Source organism: Sinorhizobium sp. (assembly GCF_059070375.1).
On sequence record NZ_JCACWC010000003.1, the window covers coordinates 1,876,392 to 1,900,572 of the forward strand.

At 62.5% G+C, this 24,181-nt stretch carries 26 protein-coding genes and 1 pseudogene; 20 read left to right on the forward strand and 7 right to left on the reverse strand.

What is annotated here, in order from left to right; all coding sequences use genetic code 11:
* Positions 1–40: 40 nt before the first annotated feature.
* Positions 41–595 (forward strand): RBBP9/YdeN family alpha/beta hydrolase, encoded by a 555-nt coding sequence (locus tag AC5J09_RS21170; RefSeq protein ID WP_100673153.1) that lies wholly within the window; start codon positions 41–43, stop codon positions 593–595.
* Positions 596–620: 25 nt separating this feature from the next.
* Here the strand turns inward: AC5J09_RS21170 and AC5J09_RS21175 are convergent, their stop codons facing one another.
* Positions 621–1,859: a LysR substrate-binding domain-containing protein gene (locus tag AC5J09_RS21175; protein ID WP_494298425.1), complete on the reverse strand. Its 1,239-nt coding sequence runs from the start codon at positions 1,857–1,859 to the stop codon at positions 621–623.
* Between the two features lie 112 nt (positions 1,860–1,971).
* Between AC5J09_RS21175 and AC5J09_RS21180 the strand changes: the two genes are divergently transcribed.
* From AC5J09_RS21180 to AC5J09_RS21210, 7 genes and pseudogenes are all read left to right on the forward strand, one after another.
* The gene (locus AC5J09_RS21180) at positions 1,972–2,706 is read left to right on the forward strand and encodes a PIG-L deacetylase family protein (protein ID WP_494298426.1); all 735 of its coding nucleotides are present in this window, start codon (positions 1,972–1,974) and stop codon (positions 2,704–2,706) included.
* Entirely contained in the window at positions 2,703–3,377 is a 675-nt protein-coding gene (locus AC5J09_RS21185; protein ID WP_494298427.1) for a 4-carboxy-4-hydroxy-2-oxoadipate aldolase/oxaloacetate decarboxylase, read from the forward strand. The genes AC5J09_RS21180 and AC5J09_RS21185 overlap by 4 nt, the downstream gene beginning before the upstream one ends.
* A 41-nt stretch (positions 3,378–3,418) precedes the next feature.
* Complete coding sequence (locus tag AC5J09_RS21190; protein WP_494298428.1) at positions 3,419–4,303, forward strand: NAD(P)-dependent oxidoreductase; 885 nt, start codon at positions 3,419–3,421, stop codon at positions 4,301–4,303.
* Position 4,304: 1 nt separating this feature from the next.
* Positions 4,305–5,823, forward strand: a pseudogene (locus AC5J09_RS21195) (tripartite tricarboxylate transporter permease).
* A 24-nt stretch (positions 5,824–5,847) separates the two neighbouring features.
* Positions 5,848–6,837 carry a tripartite tricarboxylate transporter substrate binding protein gene (locus AC5J09_RS21200; protein WP_494298429.1) on the forward strand — a complete coding sequence of 330 codons (990 nt, stop codon included), beginning with the start codon at positions 5,848–5,850 and terminating at the stop codon, positions 6,835–6,837.
* The gene (locus AC5J09_RS21205; RefSeq protein ID WP_127710039.1) at positions 6,834–7,340 is read left to right on the forward strand and encodes a tripartite tricarboxylate transporter TctB family protein; all 507 of its coding nucleotides are present in this window, start codon (positions 6,834–6,836) and stop codon (positions 7,338–7,340) included. The genes AC5J09_RS21200 and AC5J09_RS21205 overlap by 4 nt, the downstream gene beginning before the upstream one ends.
* Before the next feature lie 23 nt (positions 7,341–7,363).
* Positions 7,364–8,422, forward strand: a complete 1,059-nt coding sequence (locus tag AC5J09_RS21210; RefSeq protein ID WP_494298430.1) for a 4-oxalomesaconate tautomerase — start codon at positions 7,364–7,366, stop codon at positions 8,420–8,422.
* Positions 8,423–8,487: 65 nt separating this feature from the next.
* On the opposite strand, the gene AC5J09_RS21215 is transcribed toward AC5J09_RS21210, so the two are convergent.
* Positions 8,488–8,802 carry a DUF1476 domain-containing protein gene (locus AC5J09_RS21215; protein ID WP_018095079.1) on the reverse strand — a complete coding sequence of 105 codons (315 nt, stop codon included), beginning with the start codon at positions 8,800–8,802 and terminating at the stop codon, positions 8,488–8,490.
* 229 nt (positions 8,803–9,031) lie between these two features.
* On the opposite strand from AC5J09_RS21215, the gene purC reads away from it, so the two are divergent.
* From purC to AC5J09_RS21235, 4 genes are all read left to right on the forward strand, one after another.
* On the forward strand, positions 9,032–9,796 hold the full coding sequence (purC, locus tag AC5J09_RS21220) for a phosphoribosylaminoimidazolesuccinocarboxamide synthase (protein WP_003531407.1): 765 nt from the start codon (positions 9,032–9,034) through the stop codon (positions 9,794–9,796).
* Positions 9,797–9,814: 18 nt separating this feature from the next.
* On the forward strand, positions 9,815–10,057 hold the full coding sequence (gene purS / locus AC5J09_RS21225) for a phosphoribosylformylglycinamidine synthase subunit PurS (RefSeq protein WP_003531405.1): 243 nt from the start codon (positions 9,815–9,817) through the stop codon (positions 10,055–10,057).
* Between the two features lie 81 nt (positions 10,058–10,138).
* Positions 10,139–10,810, forward strand: coding sequence for a phosphoribosylformylglycinamidine synthase subunit PurQ (gene purQ, locus AC5J09_RS21230; protein WP_018095081.1), 672 nt, complete (start codon positions 10,139–10,141; stop codon positions 10,808–10,810).
* 105 nt (positions 10,811–10,915) lie between these two features.
* Complete coding sequence (locus AC5J09_RS21235; protein WP_324761824.1) at positions 10,916–11,323, forward strand: hypothetical protein; 408 nt, start codon at positions 10,916–10,918, stop codon at positions 11,321–11,323.
* Between the two features lie 411 nt (positions 11,324–11,734).
* Here AC5J09_RS21235 and AC5J09_RS21240 read toward each other — a convergent pair whose 3' ends face one another.
* Together AC5J09_RS21240 and AC5J09_RS21245 are read right to left on the reverse strand one after the other, a co-directional pair.
* Positions 11,735–12,025, reverse strand: coding sequence for a GIY-YIG nuclease family protein (locus tag AC5J09_RS21240; protein ID WP_494298431.1), 291 nt, complete (start codon positions 12,023–12,025; stop codon positions 11,735–11,737).
* A gap of 199 nt (positions 12,026–12,224) precedes the next feature.
* On the reverse strand, positions 12,225–12,467 hold the full coding sequence (locus tag AC5J09_RS21245) for a DUF1127 domain-containing protein (RefSeq protein WP_234841310.1): 243 nt from the start codon (positions 12,465–12,467) through the stop codon (positions 12,225–12,227).
* Positions 12,468–12,549: 82 nt separating this feature from the next.
* Between AC5J09_RS21245 and AC5J09_RS21250 the strand changes: the two genes are divergently transcribed.
* From AC5J09_RS21250 to AC5J09_RS21285, 8 genes are all read left to right on the forward strand, one after another.
* A complete protein-coding gene (locus AC5J09_RS21250) occupies positions 12,550–13,968 on the forward strand; it encodes an aminotransferase-like domain-containing protein (RefSeq protein ID WP_494298432.1) in 1,419 nt (472 codons plus the stop codon).
* Between the two features lie 90 nt (positions 13,969–14,058).
* Entirely contained in the window at positions 14,059–14,646 is a 588-nt protein-coding gene (locus AC5J09_RS21255; protein WP_494298433.1) for an acyloxyacyl hydrolase, read from the forward strand.
* A gap of 182 nt (positions 14,647–14,828) precedes the next feature.
* Positions 14,829–17,060 carry a phosphoribosylformylglycinamidine synthase subunit PurL gene (purL, locus tag AC5J09_RS21260; RefSeq protein ID WP_018095086.1) on the forward strand — a complete coding sequence of 744 codons (2,232 nt, stop codon included), beginning with the start codon at positions 14,829–14,831 and terminating at the stop codon, positions 17,058–17,060.
* A gap of 123 nt (positions 17,061–17,183) precedes the next feature.
* Positions 17,184–17,417 carry a BolA/IbaG family iron-sulfur metabolism protein gene (locus AC5J09_RS21265; protein WP_003531391.1) on the forward strand — a complete coding sequence of 78 codons (234 nt, stop codon included), beginning with the start codon at positions 17,184–17,186 and terminating at the stop codon, positions 17,415–17,417.
* A gap of 7 nt (positions 17,418–17,424) precedes the next feature.
* Positions 17,425–17,667, forward strand: coding sequence for a hypothetical protein (locus AC5J09_RS21270; protein WP_127712535.1), 243 nt, complete (start codon positions 17,425–17,427; stop codon positions 17,665–17,667).
* A gap of 165 nt (positions 17,668–17,832) precedes the next feature.
* The gene (grxD, locus tag AC5J09_RS21275) at positions 17,833–18,168 is read left to right on the forward strand and encodes a Grx4 family monothiol glutaredoxin (protein ID WP_018095088.1); all 336 of its coding nucleotides are present in this window, start codon (positions 17,833–17,835) and stop codon (positions 18,166–18,168) included.
* Between the two features lie 336 nt (positions 18,169–18,504).
* Positions 18,505–19,752: a multidrug effflux MFS transporter gene (locus AC5J09_RS21280; protein WP_018095090.1), complete on the forward strand. Its 1,248-nt coding sequence runs from the start codon at positions 18,505–18,507 to the stop codon at positions 19,750–19,752.
* 57 nt (positions 19,753–19,809) lie between these two features.
* A complete protein-coding gene (locus tag AC5J09_RS21285) occupies positions 19,810–21,123 on the forward strand; it encodes a multidrug effflux MFS transporter (RefSeq protein ID WP_324761830.1) in 1,314 nt (437 codons plus the stop codon).
* A 112-nt stretch (positions 21,124–21,235) separates the two neighbouring features.
* Here AC5J09_RS21285 and AC5J09_RS21290 read toward each other — a convergent pair whose 3' ends face one another.
* The 3 genes from AC5J09_RS21290 to AC5J09_RS21300 all read right to left on the reverse strand — a co-directional run bounded on the left by AC5J09_RS21290 (position 21,236) and on the right by AC5J09_RS21300 (position 24,038).
* Entirely contained in the window at positions 21,236–22,060 is an 825-nt protein-coding gene (locus AC5J09_RS21290; protein WP_324761831.1) for an inositol monophosphatase, read from the reverse strand.
* Positions 22,057–22,941 carry a tRNA 2-thiocytidine(32) synthetase TtcA gene (ttcA, locus tag AC5J09_RS21295; protein WP_494298931.1) on the reverse strand — a complete coding sequence of 295 codons (885 nt, stop codon included), beginning with the start codon at positions 22,939–22,941 and terminating at the stop codon, positions 22,057–22,059. Before ttcA ends, AC5J09_RS21290 begins: the two co-directional genes overlap by 4 nt.
* Positions 22,942–23,090: 149 nt before the next feature.
* Entirely contained in the window at positions 23,091–24,038 is a 948-nt protein-coding gene (locus AC5J09_RS21300) for a glutaminase (RefSeq protein ID WP_324761832.1), read from the reverse strand.
* Positions 24,039–24,181: the final 143 nt, after the last annotated feature.

Consider the following 24,181-nt stretch of genomic DNA (forward strand, 5'->3'; position numbering starts at 1 on the left):
CCTTGACTTCGGCCCTTTTCGACTTCAAATCGCGACGATCATGAAGGTTTCCGAAACACATATCCTCATCGTTCCCGGCTACACCAACTCGGGCCCGAACCATTGGCAGACCCGATGGGAGCGTAAACTGTCGACCGCGCGCCGCGTCGAGCAGGCAGAATGGTCGAAGCCGGTGCGGGAGGATTGGGTGGCGCGCATGATCGAGGAGGTCAATGCCGCAGAGAAGCCGGTCGTCATCGTCGCGCATTCGCTCGGCGTTGCCACGGCGATCCACGCACTGCCTCACTGCACGCGGCAGATTGCCGGCGCATTCCTGGTTGCCCCGCCGGACGTCGCCAACCCGAATATCCGGCCGAAGCACCTGATGACCTTCGGCCCCTATCCGCGCGATCCCCTGCCCTTCCCGTCGATCATGGTGGCCAGCCGCAACGATTCCTTCGGCTCCTACGAGCACGCCGGCGATATCGCCAACGCCTGGGGATCGCTGCTCGTCGATGCCGGCGACGCCGGCCACATCAACACGGAATCCGGCCACGGCCCCTGGCCGGAAGGTTCGATGGTCTTCGCCCAGTTCCTGAGCCGCCTGCGGGCGTAAGGCACGTCAGTGTTGGCACCGCAACTCACGCCTGGCCGAGACCCGCTGCCGCCACCCGCAGGTATTCGAGAAAAGTTTTCTGAAGCCTGCTCGGCAGCCAGTTCTCCCGAACGGTGACACCGATCGTCCGCGTCCGGAGCCGGCTGCGCACCTCATCGGCGACCGGAATGCAACCAAGGAGATTTTCTCTTTCCTCGATGGCGATCTGGCGGCGAGAGAGCATCGACAGCCGGTCGCTTTCCAGAATGATGGCACGCGTGAGAACGAGCGAGCTCGTCTCGATACTCGCCCTTGGCGCGTCCCCGCAACCAGCAAAAAGCGCATCGAATGCGGCCCGGATAGGCGTGCCGGGACGCTGGGCGACCCATTGCTGGGCGGCGAGCTGGTCAAGTGATGCCCCCTTTCCGCTGCTGTTGAGAAGCGGGTGCCCGGATCGTCCGACCACCGCGTAGGGGTCCTCGAAAAGGGGCTCCGCCCGCAGCCCCTCGAGGTCGCTGCCCGAACGCAGCGCTCCGATCAGAATGTCGCTCGCGCCGGTGCGCAACTGCTGCGACAGAGCCTCGTAGGAGCCATCCACGACTTCCACCCGGGCATTCGGGTGCTCCGCCATAAGGGGGTTGACGGCGCGCGCAATCAACAGGGTGCGCGCAAGCGGAAGACTTGCAATCTTGATCCGCCCTTCCATGCGCCCTTCGATTTCGCGGATTTCATCCAGCGCCTGCTCCAGTTCGGTGAGGGCCACCTGCCAGCGCATCGCGAGGCGGCGGCCTAGTGTATTCGGCGCCACGCCGGCCGGGCTGCGCATGAGGATGGCCCTGCCGATATTGGTCTGCAGGTCATGCAATGCCCGGTGCAGCGCCGCCGGCGAGCCGCCGCCGCCGCGCGCCGCCTCGGTGATGGAACCGTTGCCGGCAAGGGCGATCAGCGCCTCTATCTGCCGAAAGGTTATTCGCGCGATACATTTGGCGACCAGCGTCGGATCGCGCTGCGAACTCATGCCGAAGAGCTCGGCCAGCGCCAATGCGATCTGGTTCTCCATGCGGCGTATCCGCGTCAAGAGAACCTCGCCGGCCGCCGTCGGCTGACTGCCGGCAGCATAGCGCGACAGGAGATTCGCGCCGAAGCGGCGCTCGATCCCCGCGAGCGCCACCGAGACGGCGGGTTGTGAAATGTGCAGCTCGGCGGCCGCCCGGTTGAGGCTGCCCGTCTCGCAGACCTGCATGAAGACCCGCAGATGCCGGATGTTGATATCCATTGCGATCATCTGTGCTCCAGAGGCAGATTCGAAAAAAACTATAGCTCGGCTCGGCTTTCGTATTAGCACCCGGGCCCTGTCGGATGCCAGTGTCCACTCCGAAGAATGAAGGAGCATGGATATGCATCAAAAGACCGGACTCGTCGTCAGCGCGCATTCGGCCGACTTCGTCTGGAGGGCTGGCGGCGCGATCGCCGCCCACGCAAGACAGGGTTATGCAGTCACAGTCGTTTGCCTGTCCTTCGGCGAGCGCGGCGAGTCGGCGAAGCTCTGGAAAAAGTCGGGAATGACCCTCGAGGCCGTGAAGGCGGACCGTCGGCGCGAGGCGGAAAACGCCGCGAAGGCGCTCGGCGTTCGCGATATCCTGTTCTACGATCTCGGCGACTACCCCATGCAGGTGACGCCGGAAGCCTTCGATCGGCTGGTGGACCTCTACCGCGAAATACGCCCGGAGTTCATGCTGACGCACTCGCGGCAGGACCCTTATAACTTCGATCACCCGATGGCGACCGAGTTCGCGCAGCATGCGCGTGTCATAGCCCAGGCGCATGGGCACAAGCCCGGCACGCCCGTACTCGGCGCCCCGCCTGTCTATCTCTTCGAGCCGCACCAGCCGGAACAATGCAATTGGAAGCCGAACTTCCTGCTCGACATCACCGATGTCTGGGAGAAGAAACTGGCGGCGATCAAGTGCATGGAGGGACAAGAGCATCTCTGGGAATATTATACCCGTGTCGCCCTCCAGCGAGGCGTCCAGGCCTCGCGCAATTCCGACTACAAGATCACCTATGGAGAGGCCTACGAGGCCGTGTTTCCGCATGTCACCGGTACACTCGGACATGGAGCGCTGGCATGAGCGTCGTTCACCGGAATATCGAGCGGACCGGTCAGAGCCTTGTCGACGCCCTGGCGGAGTGCGGCGTTGCGACGGTCCACGAGGCGATGGGCCGCACCGGCCTGATGCAGTCCTATATGCGCCCCATCTGGCGCGGGGCGCGCGTGGCGGGTACGGCGGTGACGGTCTCGATACCGCCTGCCGACAACTGGATGATCCATGTGGCGGTCGAGCAGTGCCGCGAAGGCGACATTCTCGTGGTCGCACCGACCTCGCTGTGCGACGCCGGCTATTTCGGCGAATTGCTTGCAACCTCACTTATGGTGCGTGGCGTGCGCGGTCTGATCATCGAGGCCGGGGTACGGGATGTCAGTGAATTGGAGGAAATCGGCTTTCCCGTCTGGTCACGGTTCGTCTCGGCACAGGGAACGGTGAAGGCGACGCTTGGTTCGGTCAACGTGCCGATCGTCTGTGCAGGCGCCACCGTGGCCCCCGGCGATGTCGTCATCGCCGACGACGACGGGGTCATGGTCGTGCCGAAAGCGCAGGCAGAACAAGCCGTCGCGGCCTCGCGCGCGAGGCTTGAGAAGGAGCGCAAGACGCGTGAGCGGCTGGCTGCCGGCGAACTGGGACTGGACATCTACGACATGCGCGGCGCACTCGCAGCCAAAGGATTGAAATACATCGATTGAAGCGGGAGATGGCGCAGGAGCCATTTCCGCAGGGAGGACGAATGACCACGATTGCATTCATCGGCTTCGGCGAGGCTGCGCAGTCCATCGCCGGTGGGCTTGGCGGCCGGAACGCCGCACGGCTCGCCGCTTACGATTTGCGCTTCAACGACCCGGCTGCTTCCGACGCCCTGCGGGCAAGAGCGGCCGAACTCGGTGTCGAACCGCTCGACGACGTGGCCGGCATTGCTTCCGCGGATGTCGTGCTGTCGCTCGTCGTCGGTGCCGCGACGAAGGCCGTCGCCGCCTCGGCGGCGCCGCATCTTTCCGGCGAGGCGGTCTTTATCGACCTCAACTCCGTCGGGCCGGACACCAAGGCCCTCGCAGCCGGCGCGATCGCTACCGGGAAGGGCAGCTTCGTGGAAGGCGCCGTCATGGCGCGCGTGCCACCCTATGCCGAGAAGGTTCCGATCCTCGTCGCGGGCAAGCGTGCCGTCGAGGTGGCGGGGCGCCTGAACGCGCTCGGCATGAACCTCGAAGCGGTCGGCGATACTCCGGGCCAGGCTTCGTCGCTGAAGATGATCCGTTCGGTGATGATCAAAGGTGTCGAGGCCCTGCTGATCGAAGCTCTGTCCTCGGCGGAGCGGGCCGGCGTTACCGAGCGCATTCTTGATTCGGTCCAGGAGACATTTCCCGGCCTCGACTGGCGGAATGTGGCCGACTATTACCTGTCCCGAACCTTCGAGCACGGCGCCCGTCGCGTGACAGAGATGACCGAAGCGGCCGAGACGATCGAATCGTTCGGACTGAACGCCCCCATGTCGCGGGCTGCCTGTGAGACGATCGCCGCCGCTCATGCGGCGATGAAGGATCAGGGGCTCTCCGTAAATGACGGCTATCGCGGTTTCGTACCGGTGCTCGCACGCCGCCTGGCGAAGGACAGTTGAGATGGACGGTATCTTACAGTCGCTCGGCGTCATCTTCAGCCTTTCCGGCGTTGCCGTACTCGTCACCGGGGCTCTGCTCGGGATCGTCATCGGCGCCCTGCCCGGACTTGGTCCATCGATCGGATTGAGCCTGCTCATCCCGTTCACCTACAATCTCGGCCCCGAGCTCAGCATGCTGCTGATGATCTCGCTCTATACCTCAGCCGAATATGGCGGCTCTATCAGCGCGATCCTCCTGTCGACCCCGGGCACGGCCGCCGCTGCGGCGACCGCGATCGACGGCTATTCCATGGCTCGACAGGGCAAGGCGAACGAGGCGATCTCCGATTTCGCTGACTGCCTCCACCGTCGGCGGGGTTCTCGGCGGGCTTGCGTTGCTGTTGCTGGCCATGCCGCTCGCCTCGCTGGCGTTGAAGTTCGGACCGGCCGGGTACTTCGCCGTGGGCGTGTTCGGCCTGAGCTCGGTCGCGGCACTGTCCGGTGGTTCGCTGGTCAAGGGTCTTGCCTGTGCCGCCTTCGGTCTTGCGCTGGCGACGGTGGGCATAGATCCGATCGCCGGCACGCCGCGCTTCACCTTCGGACTTTTCCAGCTCTATGAGGGCGTACCGTTTTTGGCGGCACTCATCGGCCTCTTCGCCGTGTCGGAAGCGCTCGCGATGGTCGAGAGCCGCTTGGTGTCTGCGCCGTCCATCAAGGACAAGGTCGGCCACGTGTTCATGTCAGCGGCCCTGTGGAAGGAAACCTGGCGCTCCATGCTCTCCGGTTCGGTCATAGGCACCCTGCTCGGAATTCTTCCCGGTGTCGGCGGCAACATCGCCTGCTGGGTCGCCCGCGATTATGCCCGCGCCCGCGACCGTCATCCCGAAGAGTTCGGCAATGGCTCCGCAAACGGCATCGCGGCACCTGAAGCCGCCAACAACGCCACGGTCGGCGGCGCACTCGTGCCCCTCCTTGCGCTCGGTGTCCCCGGTTCCCCGACGACCGCGATCATGGTCGGCGCACTCATCATGCACGGCCTGCATCCCGGTCCGCAGCTCTTCAACGAGGCGCCGTCGCTGGTCTATGCGATCCTTTTCGGGACAATCATCGCGTCGCTGGTGCAATATGCCGCGGGCTCTCTTTTCCTGCCGCTCATGGCCCGGGTGATGCGGTTGCCCGACGCGGTGATCGCCGTCGGCATCATGGCCTTTGCCGTTCTCGGCGCCTTCGCCATCCGCAACCTGATGTTCGACGTCTACCTGATGCTCGGCTTCGGAGTCGTCGGCTATCTCATGAAGAAGCTCCGCTTCCCGGTCGCCCCCGTCATTCTGGCTATGGTACTCGGCTATCTGGTGGAGTCGAACTATCGTACCGCGCTCGTGTCCTCGCAAGGCGACTACACGATCTTCGTCACCGATCCGATCAGCCTGATCTTCCTCATCCTGAGCCTCGTCAGCCTGCTGACGCCGCTTTGGCGACGGATCCAGGCGCGCCGCGCCAGTGCGCGGACCGAAGAAACGGCGGACTGCACTGTCCGTTGAAAGCATCCAACTGGAGGAGAAGACATGAGTATTACAAGAAGAACGTTCGGCGCGCGCATGGCAGGCGCGGCTGTGGGGCTGGCCCTCGTCCTGTCGGGATTTGCAGCACCGGCGAACTCCCTCGCCGCGGAATTTCCGGAAAAGCCGGTGACGCTGGTGGTTTGGGCGGGTGCCGGGGGAGCGCTCGACACTTACGGCCGCAAGCTCGCCGAGCTCCTGGAAAAGGAGGCAGGGTGGACGGTGAAAGTGGACAACAGGCCGGGCGGCAGCGGCGCCGTCGGCGTCTCGCAGATCATGACGCAGCCGGCCGACGGCTACAACATCCTCGTCCTCACCGGGACACTGACCTTCGGCATCGCCCAAGGCCTCATTCCCTTCGAACTCGAGGATTTCCGCCTGCTTCGGGCCATGCAGTCGGAGCCGTCTTCGCTTGCAGTGCTTTCCGACAGCCAATTCAAGACCGTCGACGATTTCATCGGATACATGAAGGACAATCCGAACGGCCTGAAAGTCGGCGGCCATGCGCCCGGAGGCTTTCATCAGTACATGCTGTACCAGCTCATGAAGAAGGGCGGCTTCGAAAGCGGCTGGATCCCGCATGACGCGTCGGGCAAGGTGACGCTCGGCCTCCTCGGCAAGCACCTCGATGCTGCCATGATGACGCCATCGACCGGCCTTGCGCAGGTCAAAAGCGGCGAAATTAAGCTGCTTGGCGTTTCGACCGACGAGCGTAGCGCATTCCTGCCCGACGTACCGACGTTCAAAGAGCAGGGTTACGACATCGAGGGGGCGGTCTGGCGCGGTATCGCGGTAAAGGCGGGAACACCCGACGACGCCGTCGGCGCCATCCAGGCTGCAGTGGACAAAGTGACTGCATCCGAGGACTGGAAGAAGTTCCAGACCGAGCAGTTCCAGGATAGCCCCGACTGGAAGGAAGAGGATTTCACCAAACGGGCGCAGAGCGATCTCGCCAACCAGCTCGAATTCCTCAAGGCCAACGGATACGTCGAATGAGCGGTCACGCATCGGGTGCTCCGGAACATGACCTCTCCGCCGGGCACGGCGGGGAGGCACCTCACGGGCACTATTGGCAAAACCTCGTCGCGGCTCTTGTGTGCATCGGCTGGAATGCGGGCTTCCTGCTGTTGAGCCTCGGGCTGCCGGCTGGACATTCACGAGGCGATGTCGGGCCGGGTTCGCTGCCCATTCAGGTTGCTGTCTTCGGTACGGCGGTGTCGGCTGTCTATCTCGTTCAGGTCCTGAGGGGCGTCGATCTCGGCGGAACGCACGGCAGGGTCGACATTGCGCGCGTCAGCGGCCTGATGGCCCTCTTCGTCGCCGTGTGTCTCGGCGCGAACTGGATCGGGCTGGCCCTTTGCCTCGGAATCGGCGCGGGCGTGGCGACGCTGCTCTTTCCGGGCGAGAAGCCGCTCGTCCGAGCCGCAGCAACCGGGGCCGGCTTCTGGGCGATCGCCTATCTGGTATTCGGCAAGCTGCTCGCGCTTCCTCTTCCTTGAAACGGCCTGACAGGAGTGAACACATGACGCCAGACGGTATTGCGTGCATGATGATGAGAGGCGGCACGTCGAAAGGCGCCTATTTTCTCGCGGACGATCTTCCGACCGACGCTGGGGAGCGCAACCGGCTCCTGCTGCGCATCATGGGGTCGCCCGACCAGCGTCAGATCGACGGCATAGGAGGGGCCGATCCGCTGACAAGCAAAGTGGCCGTCGTCCGCGCCTCGGCTCGGCCCGGTTTCGACGTAGATTTTCTCTTTCTCCAGGTCTTCGTCGATCAGGCAGTGGTAAGCGACAGCCAGAATTGCGGCAATATCCTTGCCGGCGTCGGCGCTTTTGCCGTCGAGCGCGGGCTGGTCGAAGCCGCGGAAGGCGAAACCGCCATCCGCATCTACATGGAGAACACGTCCCAGTCTGCTGTCGCGCGCATCCGCACCGCGAATGGCCGACCCGTCTATACGGGCGACGCGTCGATCGACGGGGTGCCGCATCCCGCCGCACCCGTCTATCTGACCTTCACGGACGCCGCCGGCTCAAGCTGCGGCGCATTGCTGCCCACCGGCTCGGCCGCAAACGAGATCGAGGGTGTTGCCTGCACGCTGATCGACAACGGAATGCCGGTCGTGGTCATGCGGGCGGCGGATTTCGGCCTGAAGGGATATGAGAGCCGCGAAGAGCTCGAGGCGAACGAGTCTGTCAAGGCGCGTATCGAGCGCATCCGCCTCGCCGCAGGACCGCTGATGAATTTGGGTGACGTCACGAAAAAGTCGGTCCCCAAGATGACCTTGGTCGCCCTTCCGGTGAATGGCGGCGCCATCATGACCCGCAGCCTAATTCCCCACCGCGTGCATGCTTCGATCGGCGTCTTTGGCGCGCTCAGCGTGGCCACGGCATGCCTGCTGCCAAACAGTCCCGCAGCGTCCCTCGCCACCTTGCCAGAGGGCGAGGAAAAAACCCTGGCCGTCGAGCACCCGACCGGCCGCATGGAAATCCTGCTTCGGCTCGACGACGCCGGCAGCGTGAAGGAATGCTCGTTTCTACGAACCGCGCGAAAACTCTTCGATGGTCGCGTCTTCGCATGACAGCGGGGGCGCCGCTCAAAAAAACACCGCCCGGTCTCTGCCGGGCGGCGGCATGCAGGTGTCGTTCAGTTTTTCTGTAGCTGTGCAACCGCTTCCGAGAGCAATTCAATCATGCGGACGCGAATGTCGTCCTCGGATATGGCAACGCCAGCCGCGTCGAAATCGGCCTTGATCTTGCGCACGACGTCCTCGTGCCCGGCCTCTTCGAAATCCGCGGCGACGATCTCGCTCGCATAGGCTTCCGGGTCCGACTTGGCGAGAAGACCGGCGGCCCAAAGGCCAAGCAGTTTGTTGCGGCGCGCGGTGGCCTTGAACCTCAATTCCTCGTCCAACGCGAACTTCGCCTCGAAAGCCTTCTCGCGATCCTGCATCGTCGTCATCAATCGATCTCCCTGAAAAATATGCTGCCCGAAGCACCATCGCCATAAACCAAAAGGCTCTCGAAAGTGCAATGCGCCTTTTCGCCTTCGGCGACTTTCATGATAGCCTAATCTAATCCGGGGATGGAAAGACACGCCGATTGTTAATTGTCTTCTTTTCGGATATGGACCCGCTGAGAAAATTCCCAATGCGCCTCCCAAGAGCGCCAACAACCACAGAGACAGATCCATGAATCGTCGCCGCCGTATCTACGAGGGCAAGGCCAAGATCCTTTACGAAGGTCCGGAACCGGGCACGCTGATCCAGTTCTTCAAGGACGACGCCACCGCCTTCAACAAGAAGAAACATGACGTTATCGACGGCAAGGGCGTACTCAACAACCGCATTTCCGAGTACATCTTCACGCATCTGAACAAGATCGGCATCCCGACCCATTTCATCCGCCGCCTCAACATGCGCGAGCAGTTGATCAAGGAAGTGGAGATCATCCCGCTGGAGATCGTGGTGCGCAATGTTGCCGCCGGCTCTCTCGCCAAGCGCCTCGGTATCGAGGAAGGCACCGTCCTGCCGCGCTCGATCATCGAATTCTATTACAAGGCCGACGCCCTCGACGACCCGATGGTCTCCGAGGAGCACATCACGGCTTTCGGCTGGGCGAGCCCGCAGGAACTCGACGACATCATGGCGCTCGCCATCCGCATCAACGATTTCCTTTCCGGCCTCTTCCTCGGCGTCGGCATCCAGCTGGTCGACTTCAAGGTCGAATGCGGCCGCCTCTATGAGGGCGACATGATGCGCATCGTCCTGGCCGACGAGATTTCCCCCGACAGCTGCCGTCTCTGGGACATAGAGACGAAGGAAAAGATGGACAAGGACCGGTTCCGCCGCGATATGGGCGGACTTGTCGAAGCCTATCAGGAAGTGGCCCGCCGCCTCGGCATCATCAATGAAAACGAGCCGCCGCGCGGTTCGGGTCCGGTGCTGGTCAAGTAATCTCGGGGATAAGCAAAAGTGATCAAGGCACGCGTAACCGTGACGCTGAAGAACGGTGTTCTCGACCCGCAGGGCAAGGCTATCGAAGGCGCTCTCGGCGCTCTCGGCTTTGACGGCATCGGCCAGGTGCGACAGGGCAAGGTCTTCGATCTGCAGCTCGAAACCGCCGACAAGGCCAAGGCTGAAGCCGACCTCAAGGCCATGTGCGAAAAGCTGCTCGCCAACACCGTTATCGAAAACTACAGCATCTCCCTCGCCTGACGGCGGGGGCGGCCATTGCACTGCGTTGAAACAGCCCCGGAAATCCTTATATGCCGGGGGCAAAGGCAAGATAGGTACGTCATGAAGTCCGCCGTCGTTCAGCTTCCTGGTCTCAATCGCGACCGCGACATGATCGCGGCGCTGACGAAGATTTCCGGCAAGGCGCCTGTCACCGTCTGGCAGACCGAGACCGAAATCCCGGATGTGGATCTGATCGTCATTCCCGGCGGCTTTTCCTATGGGGACTATCTGCGCTGCGGCGCGATCGCTGCACGCATGCCGGTGATGCAGGCGATCAAGGCCAAGGCGGAGCAAGGCGTGCGCGTCCTCGGCGTCTGCAACGGTTTCCAGATCCTCGTCGAAGCAGGCCTCCTGCCCGGCGCGCTGATGCGCAACGCCTCGCTGAAGTTCGTCTGCCGCGAGGTGAAGCTGGAAGTCGTCAACGCCGACACCGCCTTCACCCGCGCCTACGCCAAGGGTCAGGTAATCCGCAGCCCCGTCGCCCACCATGACGGCAACTATTTCGCCGATGCGGAAACGTTGAAGGCAATCGAAGGCAGCGGCCAGGTCGTGTTCCGCTATGCCGAAGGCACCAATCCGAACGGCTCCGTCAACGACATCGCCGGCGTCCTGAACGCGAAGGGCAATGTGCTCGGCATGATGCCGCATCCGGAAAATCTGATCGAGTCCGCCCATGGCGGCGCGGACGGCCGAGGACTCTTCGCCTCGGCGCTGGACGTAATTGCTGCTTAAGTTTTGTCATGTAGCACTACGGGCGGAAAACCGCTTCGTACTTATGAAATTGCTCCGGTCGCCGCTGGAAGGCGGCATTCGCCACCAGTTCCCGTGAGACCTCCCATGTCATCCATTGTTAACGGACGTTCCTTTGCGCTCGCCTGCGTTGCCGCCAGCCTGACGCTTGTCGCCGGTTGCCAGTCGGGGCGCCCTGCCGCACCGGCCGCGAGTTCCGCCGCGCTGCCGACCATGGAGCGCATCGCTCTCGGCGCGAATGGCTGTTGGTTCAAGTCGGGCGATGCGGCGTTCAAAGCCTATCGCCTCGCCCCCGAACTCAACTCCTTCTCCGGACGCCCGCGCATCCTGATCGTGCCGCGCAAATCACCGGAATCGCGCCCGCTTGCCGTGGTCGAGGCCGAGGGTCAACCAGCCCGCCTGCAGGCCTTCGGCCCGCTGATGAGCGAGCCGGTAGGGACGCGCATCGCCGCGGACGTGCGCCGTTGGGCCGCCGGCGGCAAAGGCTGCAGCTGATCCGACCATCTTCGGCAACGCGCCCTTCCGCGGGGGCGACGGAGGAGTCCGGCCAGTCCATGGGCTGGAAAGGCTCTTCCGCGCCGCAGACGCGGCGCTGCTGGATCCCTGTGACGAGCACAGGGATGAGGATGGAGAGGGTGCGGTCCCTCGAAGCACTTCCCATAGGCCGTGCGGATAGGGGAGCGAAGGTTGCCGTAACACCCGTGCCCGCCTCCCTCGTATCTGCATGTTAGAAATTTCATGCGATGCCGCACATCCCCGGACCCTCATTCCTGTGCTTGTCACAGGAATCCAGCCAGGCCAAGTCATTGGACTGGAAAGACTCTTCTGCGCCGCAGACGCGGCGCTGCTGGATCCCTGTGACGAGCACAGGGATGAGGGCGGAGAGGGTGCGGCCCTCGGCGCGTTTCATAAACCGTGAAGATAGTGAGAGATATCTTCCCATTCCGGGTTTAATTCTTCTATCAACTTAAGCTTCCACTTCCTCGGCCATTTCTTCATCGTCTTCTCCCGCATGATGGCGGAAGTCAGCAGGTCGAACTCCTCGAACCACACCAAGGTCTTCACGCCGTATCTGGACGTGAATCCAGGCGTCAGATCGTTCTGGTGCTCGAGGAGGCGGCGCAGCAGGTCCCGGGTTACGCCCGTGTACAGCGTCCCGTTTCGCTTCGATGCGAGAATGTAGACGTAACCTTTCATTGCGTGAAAGGTTGACCATCCCTCGCACATTCGCAATCGGAAGTTGTAGAGACCAAACCTCCCCGGCCCTCATTCCTGTGCTTGTCACAGGAATCCAGCCAGACCAAGTCATTGGACTGGAAGGACTCTTTCCGCGCCGCAGACGCGGCGCCGCTCTCATCCCCGTGACGGGACAGGGAGGAAAGCAATCGCCGGACACCTACCGCCAGAAAGGGACGGCCGATTCACGCCGCGCCTCTTTTTCGCTCACACCGATATCGTCGAGCAGATGCGTGCTCAGTTCGTCGAGCGCCAGACGGCTGCGCCTCTTGGACGCCAGTTTGCAATAAAGCTGCCAAAGCCGCGACAACAGGTTTCCCGCGCCACTTCGTGAATCAATGCCGAAGCGGGCCGGTGGCCGCGCATTGCACTCCCGGGGCTGAATTGCATCAATTGCACCCATTGTCATCACCATTGCTCGCATTGCATCTGCTGCCATAGAGATAATTGACATGAAATGTCGCGCAATATAGAGAATTGTCACTATGACAACTTGGCTTCCCGACATTGAACAAGGTCACGGGCCGCTTTACGCGCGCATCGCCGACCAGATCGAAGAGGCGATCGGCAACGGCACCCTGCCCGCGGGTACGAAGCTGCCGCCCCAGCGCAATCTCGCCTTCGATGTAGGGGTCACGATCGGCACGATCGGGCGCGCCTACGGCATTGTCCGCGAGCGTGGCCTGGTCAGCGGCGAGGTCGGCCGCGGCACCTACGTTCTCGAGCATCCGGAAAGCCGGCCGCCGGAGCAGTCGGATCCGCTGACGACGTCGCTTTCAGGGACGCGCCCGCTCATAGCTCCAGCCGGCAAGCTCCGCTTCGACAGCACCGCCGCTCCTGATATCGGACAGGGCGACATCCTGGCGCAATTGCTCGGAGACATCAGCCGCGAGCATCACGGGGACATTGCGAGCTATGCCCGCAACTTTCCGGATCATTGGTTCGAGGCTGGATCTCAATGGCTGGCACGCGGCAATTTCCGGCCCGGGCCGGAAACGGTCGTCCCGACGCTTGGGGCTCATGCCGCAGTCGTCGCGGTGATCTCGGCCGTCACCTCCCCGGGCGACCGCATCGCCTTCGAGACGCTGACCTATTCCCAGATAAGCCGCAGCGCGGGCCTCATCGGCCGGCGGATCGCGCTGGTGGAAAGCGACGAATTCGGAATGCGGCCGGAAGATTTCGAGCGTGTCTGTGCCCAGCAGCACCCGAAACTCGCCTTTCTGATGCCCGGCGCGCAGAACCCTACGGTGGCGGTCATGCCGCTCGACCGGCGCCAGGCAATCGCCGACATCGCGCGCAAATACGGCGTCTGGCTGGTCGAGGACAATCTCTACGGTTCCATGACCGGGGACCCGCTGCCCTTGCTGATGGAACTTGCGCCCGAGCGAACCTTCCTCGTCGGCGGTCTTTCGAAGTCCGTTGCTGCCGGCGTACGCGGCGGCTGGGTCGCCTGCCCGCCGCATTTCAGCCAGCGCATCCGCGTAGCCCACAAGATGGTGAGCGGCGGCCTGCCTTTCATTCTCGCGGAGCTTTGCGCCCGTCTGGTCCTCTCCGGATCGGCGTCGGTATTGCGCAATCGCGGCGTCGAGGAAATAGGCGCGCGCGAAGCTCTGGCGCGCGAAATCTTCACGGGCTTCGATTTCAACTCGCATCCGAAGATTCCGTTTTTCTGGCTGAAGCTGCCCGAGCCCTGGCTTTCCGGAACCTTCAAGCAGGCCGCCCTGCAGGAGGGCGTGCTCATCGACGACGAGGATGAATTCAAGGCCGGACGCTCCGACCGGGTTTTTCACCGTATCCGCGTCGGTTTCTCCTCGCCAATCGAACGATCCGAGGTACGAAGAGGCTTCGAAATACTGCGCCGTCTCCTCGATAGCGGGCGCGCCGGATACGACAGTTTCGATTGATTACTTTTTAGAGGTGACTTTCGCACAAGCCTCGGCAATCTATTCTTGCTTTTGATCCCGCAGAATTGATTCGCACTGGAAGGTTTGGGCATGAAGGATTTCCGCTCGTTTGCAGGTCGGGGACCGTTTACATTCGTTGCAGCAGCCCTGACGCTTTCGAGCGCACTCATCGGTTCTCAGGCCGGTGCAGCAGAAGGTGTCTTCGATGAATTGCGGTTCGGCGCTACGACCTCGATCGGCAACGGCTCAAATCGAGAAGACGGGGTCTTCCCCTCCGCTACATTGTTCTTCGATCCGCTCGGCGCCGGCGGCGCAAGCGGCCTTGTCGAGAAAATCCTGCGGCCGCGGATCCATGCCGGCGCGTCCGTCGCGACCTCGTCCAGCGGCGTAAACGAAATCTACGCCGGCTTGAGTTGGAATGCCGACATCACCGAGCGCTTTTTCATCGAGCTCGGCGCCGGCGGCACGGTGCATGACGGCGATCTCAATGACGATGGATCGGACGGACCGAAACTCGGCTGCAGGCTGCTGTTTCGCGAATATGCAGCCGTGGGCTACCATTTCGACGATCACTGGAATCTCTCGGCCACGGTCGAGCATGCGTCCAATGCCAACCTCTGCGACGGCCCGAACGACGGGCTCACGCGCGCGGGGCTGATGCTCGGCTACCAGTTCTAGAGTCCCGGTCCGACGGGCTGAAATCCGGGCTGCCGCCCTGTTGATCGACCGTATTTTTCTGTCGCGCCGCGCCGCAGCATAGGCTAAAGAAGCCGCAAAGCGCCCCTGTTACGTTGCGGTACGCACGCGCCTTCCCTTCGAAGCGAAGGTTGCGCGCCGCCCGAAGGATTTGACGGTCGACGATGACGATTTCCAACACCCGCCCCATCACCCCGGACCTGATCGCCTCGCACGGGCTCAAGCCCGACGAATACGAACGCATCCTGAACCTGATCGGGCGCGAGCCGACCTTTACGGAGCTTGGCATCTTCTCGGCCATGTGGAACGAGCATTGCTCGTACAAATCCTCGAAGAAATGGCTGCGCACGCTCCCGACCAAGGGGCCTCGCGTCATCCAGGGCCCGGGCGAGAACGCCGGCGTGGTCGACATCGACGACGGTGACTGCGTCGTCTTCAAGATGGAGAGCCACAACCACCCCTCCTACATCGAGCCCTACCAGGGAGCGGCAACGGGCGTCGGCGGCATCCTGCGTGATGTCTTCACGATGGGTGCGCGTCCGGTAGCGGCGATGAATGCGCTGCGCTTCGGTTCACCGGATCACCCGAAGACCCGCCACCTCGTCTCGGGCGTCGTCGCAGGCGTCGGCGGCTACGGCAATTCCTTCGGCGTGCCGACGGTCGGCGGCGAAGTCGAGTTCGACGCGCGCTACAATGGCAACATCCTCGTCAATGCCTTCGCTGCGGGACTCGCCAAGACCGACGCGATCTTCTACTCGAAGGCGGAAGGCGTCGGCCTCCCGGTCGTCTATCTCGGCGCCAAGACCGGACGCGACGGTGTCGGCGGCGCGACGATGGCATCGGCCGAGTTCGACGAGTCGATCGAGGAGAAGCGCCCGACCGTTCAGGTTGGCGATCCCTTCACCGAGAAGTGCCTCCTCGAAGCCTGCCTGGAACTGATGCAGACCGGTGCGGTCATTGCGATCCAGGACATGGGCGCTGCCGGCCTCACCTGCTCGGCCGTCGAAATGGGCGCCAAGGGCGATCTCGGCATCGAACTCGATCTCGACAAGGTGCCGGTGCGCGAAGAGCGCATGACGGCCTATGAGATGATGCTTTCGGAAAGTCAGGAGCGCATGCTTATGGTGCTGCGCCCGGAAAAAGAAGAGGAAGCCAAGGCCATCTTCGTCAAATGGGGCCTCGATTTCGCTATCGTCGGCAAGACCACCGACGACCTGCGCTTCCGTATTCTGCACCAGGGCGAAGAAGTCGCGAACCTGCCGATCAAGGAACTCGGAGACGAGGCGCCGGAATACGACCGCCCCTGGACGCCGGCAAGGACACCCTCGCCGCTCGCCACCAACGACATTCCGCAGGCTGATGTGTCCGATGCGCTTCTGAAGCTTGTCGGTTCCGCCAACAATTCCTCGCGCCGCTGGGTCTATGAGCAGTATGACACGCTGATCCAGGGTAATTCGCTGCAGCTTCCGGGCGGCGACGCCGGCGTAATCCGCGTCGAGGGCCATGAGACCAAGGCACTTGCCTTTTCTTCGGACGTTACGCCGCGCTATGTCGAAGCCGATCCGTTCGAGGGCGGCAAGCAGGCGGTTGCCGAGTGCTGGCGCAACCTGACTGCGACCGGCGCGCTGCCGCTCGCCGCCACAGATAATTTGAACTTCGGCAATCCCGAACGGCCGGAGATCATGAGCCAGCTCGTCCATGCGATCAAAGGCATCGGCGAGGCCTGCCAGGCACTCGACTTCCCGATCGTCTCCGGCAACGTCTCTCTCTACAACGAGACAAACGGCCAGGCGATCCTGCCGACCCCTACCATCGGAGGCGTCGGCCTCGTCCGCGACTGGTCGAAGATGGCGCGGATTCGCTTTGCTGCGGCGAACGAGACCATCCTCCTCGCCGGTGCTCCGCAGAGCTGGGGAACGCACATCGGCCAGTCGGTCTACATGCGCGACATTCATGGCCGCACCGACGGTCCGGCGCCGCATGTCGACCTCGGCCATGAACGCAAGGTCGGCGATTTCGTTCGCGGGTTGATCGAGGACGGCCTGGTTACGGCCGTGCACGACTGCTCCTCGGGGGGACTTGCGCTCGCCGTGGCCGAGATGGCCATCGCTTCCGGCATCGGCGCGACGATCGATGCACCTGCGGAACACGACCCGATCCCGGTCTTCTACGGCGAAGACCAAGGCCGATATGTCGTAACCGTCGCGGAGAGTTCGGCCGAGACGGTGGCCGCGCGTGCAAAAGCCGCCGGCGTTGCGCTGCCGGTGATCGGCAGGACAGGCGGAAATGCGGTGCAGCTCGGAAACGCCAGGCCCGTATCCGTCGATGAATTGCGTTCCGCACATGAGGCGTGGTTCCCCAATTACATGGGTGGCGATCTCGCACCGGACAATTGACCCGCCGGCCGGCAGACGGCCGAAACAGCATTTGCCTTCGGCCCCTGAATCGTGTTCCCTTTAGTTCATAGCGGGCGGCGGCAATGCGGCCGCGCCGCAAAATTACAAGGGAGTTGGCGTATCATGCCCATGGCACCAGGCGATATCGAAGACATGATCAAGGCCGGGATTCCCGGCGCAAAGGTCACGATTCGTGATCTGGCCGGTGACGGCGACCACTATGCCGCCGAAGTCGTGGCCGAAGCGTTTCGTGGCAAGACGCGCGTGCAGCAGCACCAGATGGTCTACAACGCCTTGAAGGGCAACATGGGCGGCATTCTGCATGCGCTCGCCCTTCAAACCAGCGCGCCGGAGTAAGACGGAAATGGCCGACCTGATCAAGGAGCTCGTAAGCGGGGTCGTTGACAGCGCGTTGAAAGAGATCCTCAAGAAAACCAGAGCGGCCGGAACCGCGGCCAAGCGGGCGAAACGGCGAAGCAGGAAAGCCAAGTCTGGCGGCATATTGGCTGACATCGTCGAGGCGGCCTTGCGTAAACCGGCAAAGAAGCAGGTGAGCCGTCGCCGGACCGCGGCTTCCCGGAGCAAACTGCGCCGCCGCTCGGCCTAGATCCCGATGGCCTAGCCCTCGTTCCCCGCTGATAGTGGTGCGGAAGCCGAACTTTGAGGGACCATCAATAATTTTGCGATTGGGTGGTGAAAACCACGTCCATGCGTGCTATCTAGACCCCAATCGACATCCGGTCCTTGAAACCGGCGCAGGAAGGAAGACAAGATGAGCGGAATCAACGATTTCATCGATAACGAGGTCAAGAGCAACGACGTCGTTCTTTTCATGAAGGGAACGCCGCAGTTTCCGCAGTGCGGTTTCTCCGGCCAGGTGGTGCAGATCCTGGATTACGTCGGCGTCGACTATAAGGGCATCAACGTGCTCGCCGATGCCGATCTGCGTCAGGGCATCAAGGATTATTCCAATTGGCCGACCATTCCGCAGCTTTACGTAAAGGGCGAGTTCGTCGGCGGTTGCGACATCGTGCGGGAGATGTTCCAGGCGGGCGAGTTGCAGACGCTTCTTCAGGGACAGGGTATTTCCGTCAAGGGCGCCGCCTGACACCCTCCGAACCGCATCTTTGCGATGATCGGAAAAGGCGGGTAACCGCCTTTTTTGATTCCGAAGCAATATGCCGCGCGCCTAATGTTCGATACGCTTCATGAGCGGGCGGCGAAACTCACGCCAATCATGGGCGTCATGGACGACCGGCCGCGCGGTCTCGTACGCAGCCCTGCCCAGGGGTGCGGCCTCTTCCGCCGGCGAGTACTGCGTCCTTCTTCGATCCGACACAACAAAAGACTGAATTTATTCAGCAGATCCTAATCATTGCGAAACGTGCCACGCACTGGCTCGGCGTGGCAAAGAACCGGCTGCGGGAAAGCGGCAGCCGGCAGGATGTATGAAATGACAAGGCCCATAGACCAAGCCGCCACCCTCTCCGGGCTGACGAAAGTCCAGTTCATTGCATTGATGGCCATGCTGATGTCCATCAATGCGATCTCGATCGACATCATGTTGCCCGGGCTGCAGGAAATCGGCGCGAGCCTCGGCGTGGCAGATGAGAACCATCGGCAATACGTCATAACCGCCTACCTGCTCGGCATGGGGTTCGCGCAACTGTTCTTCGGCCCCCTGTCCGACCGCTTCGGGCGAAAGGCACCCTTGTTGGGCGGGCTGGCCCTTTACGGCGTCAGCGCCCTCGCGATCGTGTTCGTACCAACCTTCACGACACTCCTGTTCCTTCGGCTCGTCCAGGGCATAGGCGCGGCGGCAACCCGCGTCATCACCGTTTCCATCGTGCGCGACGTCTATGGGGGGCGGCAGATGGCCGAGATCATGTCGCTGGTAATGATGGTGTTCATGATCGTCCCGGTCATCGCACCGAGCATCGGACAATTGATCATGCTCTTTTCCGAATGGCACATGATCTTCGTCGTGATCGCAATGTTCGCGGTTGCCGTAGCGCTTCCGGTCGCCTTGCGCCTTCGTGAGACTTTGGCCCCCACCAACCGGCGCCCCTTCACGGCCTCGTCCATACTTGCGGGCTTCCGCATCGTGCTGACGAACCGGCTGGCGCTGTTCTATACGCTCGCGACGTCGGCCCTTCTCGGCGGTCTCTTCGGTTTCATCAACTCGGCGCAACAGATTCTCGTCGGCGTCTATGGCCTGGGCGTCTGGTTTCCGGCAGTATTCGCCGCTTTCGCCGGCATGATGGCGGTCGCCTCCTTTACCAATTCGCGACTTGTCCGGACGTTCGGCATGCGGGCATTGTCGCACGCCGCGCTTCTCGGCTTCACCCTGGCAAGTTTCATCTGGATGTCGGCTTCATTGATCGGGCCGCTGCCTTTGCCGGTCTTCATGCTCCTTCATGCCGCCACCATGTTCCAGTTCGGGCTGATCGCCGCCAACTTCAACGCCATGGCGATGGAACCGCTCGGCCACGTTGCCGGCACCGCCTCATCCGTTCTCGGCTTCACGCAGACGATCGGCGGCGGAATCATCGGCGCGTTCATCGGCCAGGCATTCGATAACAGCGTCACGCCCCTTGCGGTTGGCTTCTTCACGGTCGCACTCGTGGCGCTTGTCTGCGTGCTGATCGCAGAGGGCGGCAAGCTCTTCAAACCGCACAATCCGGCAGGCTAGCCGGATCGGCTCCAGGCCACCGATTTTTCCTCCCAGTCCATTTTGGATGTTTTGAACATGACTTCCGTTTCCCAACAATCTTCGCTTGGTGAACAATCATCGGGCCATGCCGATCAGGCTTCGGGCGCCGCGCGTCTCGGAATGGGCCTCGTCGAATTCATCGTCACCATTGCAGTCATGACCGCGAGCATTGCGCTCGCGATCGACAGCATGCTGCCGGCTCTGCCGAGCATCGGCCAGACGCTCAACGTTGCCAACGCCAACGATACGCAACTCGTGATCGGCGTCTTCTTCCTCGGCTTCGGCCTCTCCCAGATATTCTTCGGGAGCCTTTCGGATGCCTTCGGGCGCCGGTCCGTTCTCCTTTGCGGCCTTGCACTCTTCAGCGTGTCGATGTTCGCCGCCTCCTGGGTCGAAAGCATAGAGACGCTGCTCCTGCTCCGCTTCATCCAGGGGATCGGCGGTGCCGCCGTCCGCATCACGACCATGGCGATCGTCCGCGACTGTTTCGGCGGCCGCGACATGGCGCGCGTCATGTCCTATGTCATGATCGTCTTCATGATCGTGCCGATCGTCGCTCCGACACTTGGCCAAGTAGTGATCGCCTATGCCGACTGGCACTGGATCTTCATCCTGATCGGCGTCGTCGGCACCGCCCTGTTCGTCTGGGCGCTGACCCGGATGAAGGAGTCCCTGCCGAAGGAGGAACGTCTGCCGCTTTCGGTGGGAGCGGTCCTTTCCGGCTTCCGCACGGTGCTCACGAACCGCATCACCTGCGGCTACATGATCGGAATGACCCTGTTTACCGCCGTCATTTGCGCCTATGTCGTCAGCGTTCAGCAGGTCTTCGGCGAGGTCTACAACCTCAGTGACTGGATGCCGATCGCCTTTGCGGGCACCGCGGGCGGGATAGCGGTCGCGAACTTCGCCAACGGCTATTTCGTGCGCAGTTTCGGCATGCGACGCATCTCGCATGCCGCGATGATCCTCTTCACCCTCTTTGCTGCAACCGGTTACGTCCTGTCGCTCGCGGGCACTCCGGCCTTCGCCGTCAGCTATGTCCTGTTTTCGTTATTGCTGATGTTCTTCGCCGTCATCGCCACCAACTTCACGGCCATCAGCCTCGAGCCGATGGGACATCTGGCGGGCACGGCAACCGCCGTCACCGGTTTCGTCTCCACCACCGGCGGTGCGCTGATCGGCGGTGCCGTCGGCCAGCTCTTCAACGGCACGCTGCAGCCGCTCTTCGGCGGCTACGCCCTATTCGGCGTGCTGACCATCCTCGCAACGCTCTGGGCGGAAAATGGAAAGCTGTTCACCCATCCGGGCGACAGCGATGGGACGCACGAACACGGCGGCGGACACCTCTAGAGCACTTCCAGGAAACTGTGTAGCGGTCTTCCGTCCGGAAGTGCATCGGGTCTAACGACAGAGGCCGCCCGGAAAACCGGGCGGCCTCTGTCGTTCGAAAGGGCTTTTCAGATCAGACGGTGAAGACCTCCCGCCGCAACTCCTCCCAGCTCTCCTTGTCGGTCGCCAGAAGCAGCCCGCCGTTCGTGTGCGCGGGCAGATAACGCGAGCCGTCGAAACGGGCCGCATAGGCGCCGGCCTCTTCGGCGATCAGGGTGCCGGCAAGGTGGTCCCAAGGCATAAGCTTCTGATACATCAGGAAGTGCAGATGACCGCCGGCAAAGATTCGGTATTCATGCGCCGCGCAGCGATAGCTCGTGGCCATCCGGACCTTCGCCATATTGCCCATGACGATGCGGCGCTCGGCCTGCGCGTAAAACCCGGCCGATGCGACGCCCACCATGTTGTCGACGGTGACCCCGGCTGTGACCGACAGTCTCTCCTGCGTCCCGTCGGGCCGGCACATCCACGCGCCGGAGCCCCGCTCGGCGATGACCCAGTCGTTGCCGAGCGGATCGTAGATGATCCCTGCGACGGTCTCTCCCGCGGCAACGACGCTCGCCATCACACCGAAGAGCGGCAGGCCGGCTGCGAAATTGAAGGTGCCGTCGATCGGATCGACGACGATCGCGAGATCTGCACCGGCGAGCTTGTCGAGGAGCGCCGGATCGGCGGCGACGGATTCCTCGCCGATGAACACGGCCCCCGGCGCAATCGCGTCTATATTCGCCTTGATCAGCCTCTCGGCGGCCTCGTCGCCTTCCGTCACCAGGTCGATTGCTTCCGATTTCATCCGCACATCGCCGGAGCCAAGATTGCGAAAGCGCGGGAGGATTTCCTTTACCGCCGCTTCCTGCAGCAGGTTGGCAAGTGCGGCGATGTCGACGGAATGGCTCATTCTTTGGGCTCCGGAGAGAGGAATTGGAAGTCGAAAAGCTTGGGATCGAGCAGATGCGAGGCGTTCACGTGTCCGAGCGCGCGCAGCATCGTGTCCTTGCGGCCCGGCATGCGCCGCTCGATATCCGCAAGCATCGCCTTCATTGCGTTGCGCTCGAGCCCATCCTGCGAGCCACAGAAGTCGCAGGGAATGATCGGGAACTCCATGGCCGCGGCGAACTTCGCCAGATCGTCCTCCGCCGCATAGGCAAGCGGCCGCAGGACCATCAGATCGCCCTCGTCGTTGAGAAGCTTTGCCGGCATCGACGCCAGGCGCCCGCCATGGAAAAAGTTCATGAAAAAGGTTTCGAGGATGTCTTCCCGATGATGGCCAAGCACCAATGCGTCACAGCCCTCCTCCCGGGCGATGCGATAAAGATTGCCGCGCCGCAGCCGTGAACAGAGCGAACAATAGGTCGCGCCCGCCGGCACCTTCTCCTTCACTATGGAATAGGTGTCGCGGTATTCGATGCGGTGCTCGACGCCGATGGACCGGAGATAGTCGGGCAGGACATGCTTCGGAAAGTTCGGCTGCCCCTGATCCAGATTGCAGGCGACGATTTCGACGGGAAGCAGACCCCGCCACTGCAGGTCGATCAGCAGCGCCAGCAGGCTGTAGCTGTCCTTTCCACCCGACACGCCGACAAGCCAGCGTCTGGAGCCCTTGAGCATGCCGAAATCGTCGAGCGTCTGGCGCACCTGCCTGAGCAGGCGCTTGCGCAGCTTGTTGAAGGAGACGGAGGACGGCATGCGCGAAAAAAGCGGATGGGCCGCACCTTCGAAGGCGGCATCATCGCCAATGACGCTGTCTGTCTCGTCCGGGGAGGATTGTGCGACTTCCATGGCGGCAATCTCGGATTGTGCAGAGCGCAGGTGGCGCTTCGTTTTCTGAAGCAGCACTTGCCCCGTCCGGCCGGGAAGATCAAGAAAAAACGGGCATGCGGGCCCCCGGCGTTTTGTGAAGGGTACAGGGGCGGCTACTTTCTGCGCGCTTACGGCCCGAACACCGACCAACCCGTACGCGCAGCCAGCATTTCGAGCGCCAGCGACCCCAGCAGCGAATTGCCGTATTCGTTGAGCCCGGGCGACCAGACGGCAATAGACGCCTTGCCCGGCGCCACCGCCATGATGCCGCCGCCGACGCCGCTCTTCCCCGGCAGACCGACGCGATAGGCAAAATCGCCGGAGCCGTCATAATGGCCGCAGGTGAGCATAAGCGCATTGATGCGCCGCGCGCGCTGGCGCGACACGACCGAGTGGCCGGTCAGCGGGTTGGTGCCGCCGGCTGCCAGAAACAGGCCGGCCTTGGCCAGCTGGCTACAGGTCATCGCGAGCGCGCAATGATGGAAATAGACGCCGAGCACGTGCTCGACCGGATGATCGAGCCGGCCGAAGGACCGCATGAAATTCGCAAGCGCGATGTTGCGGTAACCGGTCGCGGTCTCCGAGCGTGCGACTTCGTGGTCGATCACGATGTCCTCGTCATCCGCGAGATAACGAACGAAGCGAACGATCTCTCCGATCAGCTCCTTCGGCGTGTGGCCGGCGAGAATGAGGTCGCTTATCCTGATCGCGCCGGCATTGATGAAGGGGTTGCGCGGCTTACCACCCTCATGCTCGAGCTGCACGATCGAATTGAAGGCCGAGCCCGAAGGCTCGCGCCCCACCCGGTTCCAGATGTTTTCACCGTGTTTGCCCAACGCCAGCGTGAGCGTGAACACCTTGGAGATGCTCTGAATGGAGAACGGCATCTCCGCATCGCCGGCGCGATAGACCTTGCCGGCCGTTGTGACGATCGCCATGCCGAAGTGACGGGCATCGACGCGTGCCAGCTGCGGAATATAATCCGCAACCTTCCCTTCGCCGAGGCGCGGCGTCAGTTCCAGAAAGATGTCGTCGATGATCGCCTGGAGGTCTTCTTGCGGTTTCGGCTCGCGCATACGGCACTTCTCACTTCGGAAGCGGTCTCGTTCAGGACACGCCGTCCTGCACCCGCCTCCAGTCTATGGGATTCGTCCGGCAACTTCGTACAAAAAAACCGCCCGTCTCCGGGCGGTTTTCCAATTCGTTCAGGCGAGCCCTG

Coding starts and splice junctions, on each gene's coding strand:
- AC5J09_RS21170 (WP_100673153.1), top strand. CDS start 41: ATGAAGGTTTCCGAAACACATATCCTCATCGTTCCCGGCTACACCAAC.
- AC5J09_RS21175 (WP_494298425.1), bottom strand. CDS start 1,859: ATGATCGCAATGGATATCAACATCCGGCATCTGCGGGTCTTCATGCAG.
- AC5J09_RS21180 (WP_494298426.1), top strand. CDS start 1,972: ATGCATCAAAAGACCGGACTCGTCGTCAGCGCGCATTCGGCCGACTTC.
- AC5J09_RS21185 (WP_494298427.1), top strand. CDS start 2,703: ATGAGCGTCGTTCACCGGAATATCGAGCGGACCGGTCAGAGCCTTGTC.
- AC5J09_RS21190 (WP_494298428.1), top strand. CDS start 3,419: ATGACCACGATTGCATTCATCGGCTTCGGCGAGGCTGCGCAGTCCATC.
- AC5J09_RS21200 (WP_494298429.1), top strand. CDS start 5,848: ATGAGTATTACAAGAAGAACGTTCGGCGCGCGCATGGCAGGCGCGGCT.
- AC5J09_RS21205 (WP_127710039.1), top strand. CDS start 6,834: ATGAGCGGTCACGCATCGGGTGCTCCGGAACATGACCTCTCCGCCGGG.
- AC5J09_RS21210 (WP_494298430.1), top strand. CDS start 7,364: ATGACGCCAGACGGTATTGCGTGCATGATGATGAGAGGCGGCACGTCG.
- AC5J09_RS21215 (WP_018095079.1), bottom strand. CDS start 8,802: ATGACGACGATGCAGGATCGCGAGAAGGCTTTCGAGGCGAAGTTCGCG.
- purC (WP_003531407.1), top strand. CDS start 9,032: ATGAATCGTCGCCGCCGTATCTACGAGGGCAAGGCCAAGATCCTTTAC.
- purQ (WP_018095081.1), top strand. CDS start 10,139: ATGAAGTCCGCCGTCGTTCAGCTTCCTGGTCTCAATCGCGACCGCGAC.
- AC5J09_RS21235 (WP_324761824.1), top strand. CDS start 10,916: ATGTCATCCATTGTTAACGGACGTTCCTTTGCGCTCGCCTGCGTTGCC.
- AC5J09_RS21240 (WP_494298431.1), bottom strand. CDS start 12,025: ATGAAAGGTTACGTCTACATTCTCGCATCGAAGCGAAACGGGACGCTG.
- AC5J09_RS21245 (WP_234841310.1), bottom strand. CDS start 12,467: ATGGGTGCAATTGATGCAATTCAGCCCCGGGAGTGCAATGCGCGGCCA.
- AC5J09_RS21250 (WP_494298432.1), top strand. CDS start 12,550: ATGACAACTTGGCTTCCCGACATTGAACAAGGTCACGGGCCGCTTTAC.
- AC5J09_RS21255 (WP_494298433.1), top strand. CDS start 14,059: ATGAAGGATTTCCGCTCGTTTGCAGGTCGGGGACCGTTTACATTCGTT.
- purL (WP_018095086.1), top strand. CDS start 14,829: ATGACGATTTCCAACACCCGCCCCATCACCCCGGACCTGATCGCCTCG.
- AC5J09_RS21265 (WP_003531391.1), top strand. CDS start 17,184: ATGCCCATGGCACCAGGCGATATCGAAGACATGATCAAGGCCGGGATT.
- AC5J09_RS21270 (WP_127712535.1), top strand. CDS start 17,425: ATGGCCGACCTGATCAAGGAGCTCGTAAGCGGGGTCGTTGACAGCGCG.
- grxD (WP_018095088.1), top strand. CDS start 17,833: ATGAGCGGAATCAACGATTTCATCGATAACGAGGTCAAGAGCAACGAC.
- AC5J09_RS21280 (WP_018095090.1), top strand. CDS start 18,505: ATGTATGAAATGACAAGGCCCATAGACCAAGCCGCCACCCTCTCCGGG.
- AC5J09_RS21285 (WP_324761830.1), top strand. CDS start 19,810: ATGACTTCCGTTTCCCAACAATCTTCGCTTGGTGAACAATCATCGGGC.
- AC5J09_RS21290 (WP_324761831.1), bottom strand. CDS start 22,060: ATGAGCCATTCCGTCGACATCGCCGCACTTGCCAACCTGCTGCAGGAA.
- ttcA (WP_494298931.1), bottom strand. CDS start 22,941: ATGGAAGTCGCACAATCCTCCCCGGACGAGACAGACAGCGTCATTGGC.
- AC5J09_RS21300 (WP_324761832.1), bottom strand. CDS start 24,038: ATGCGCGAGCCGAAACCGCAAGAAGACCTCCAGGCGATCATCGACGAC.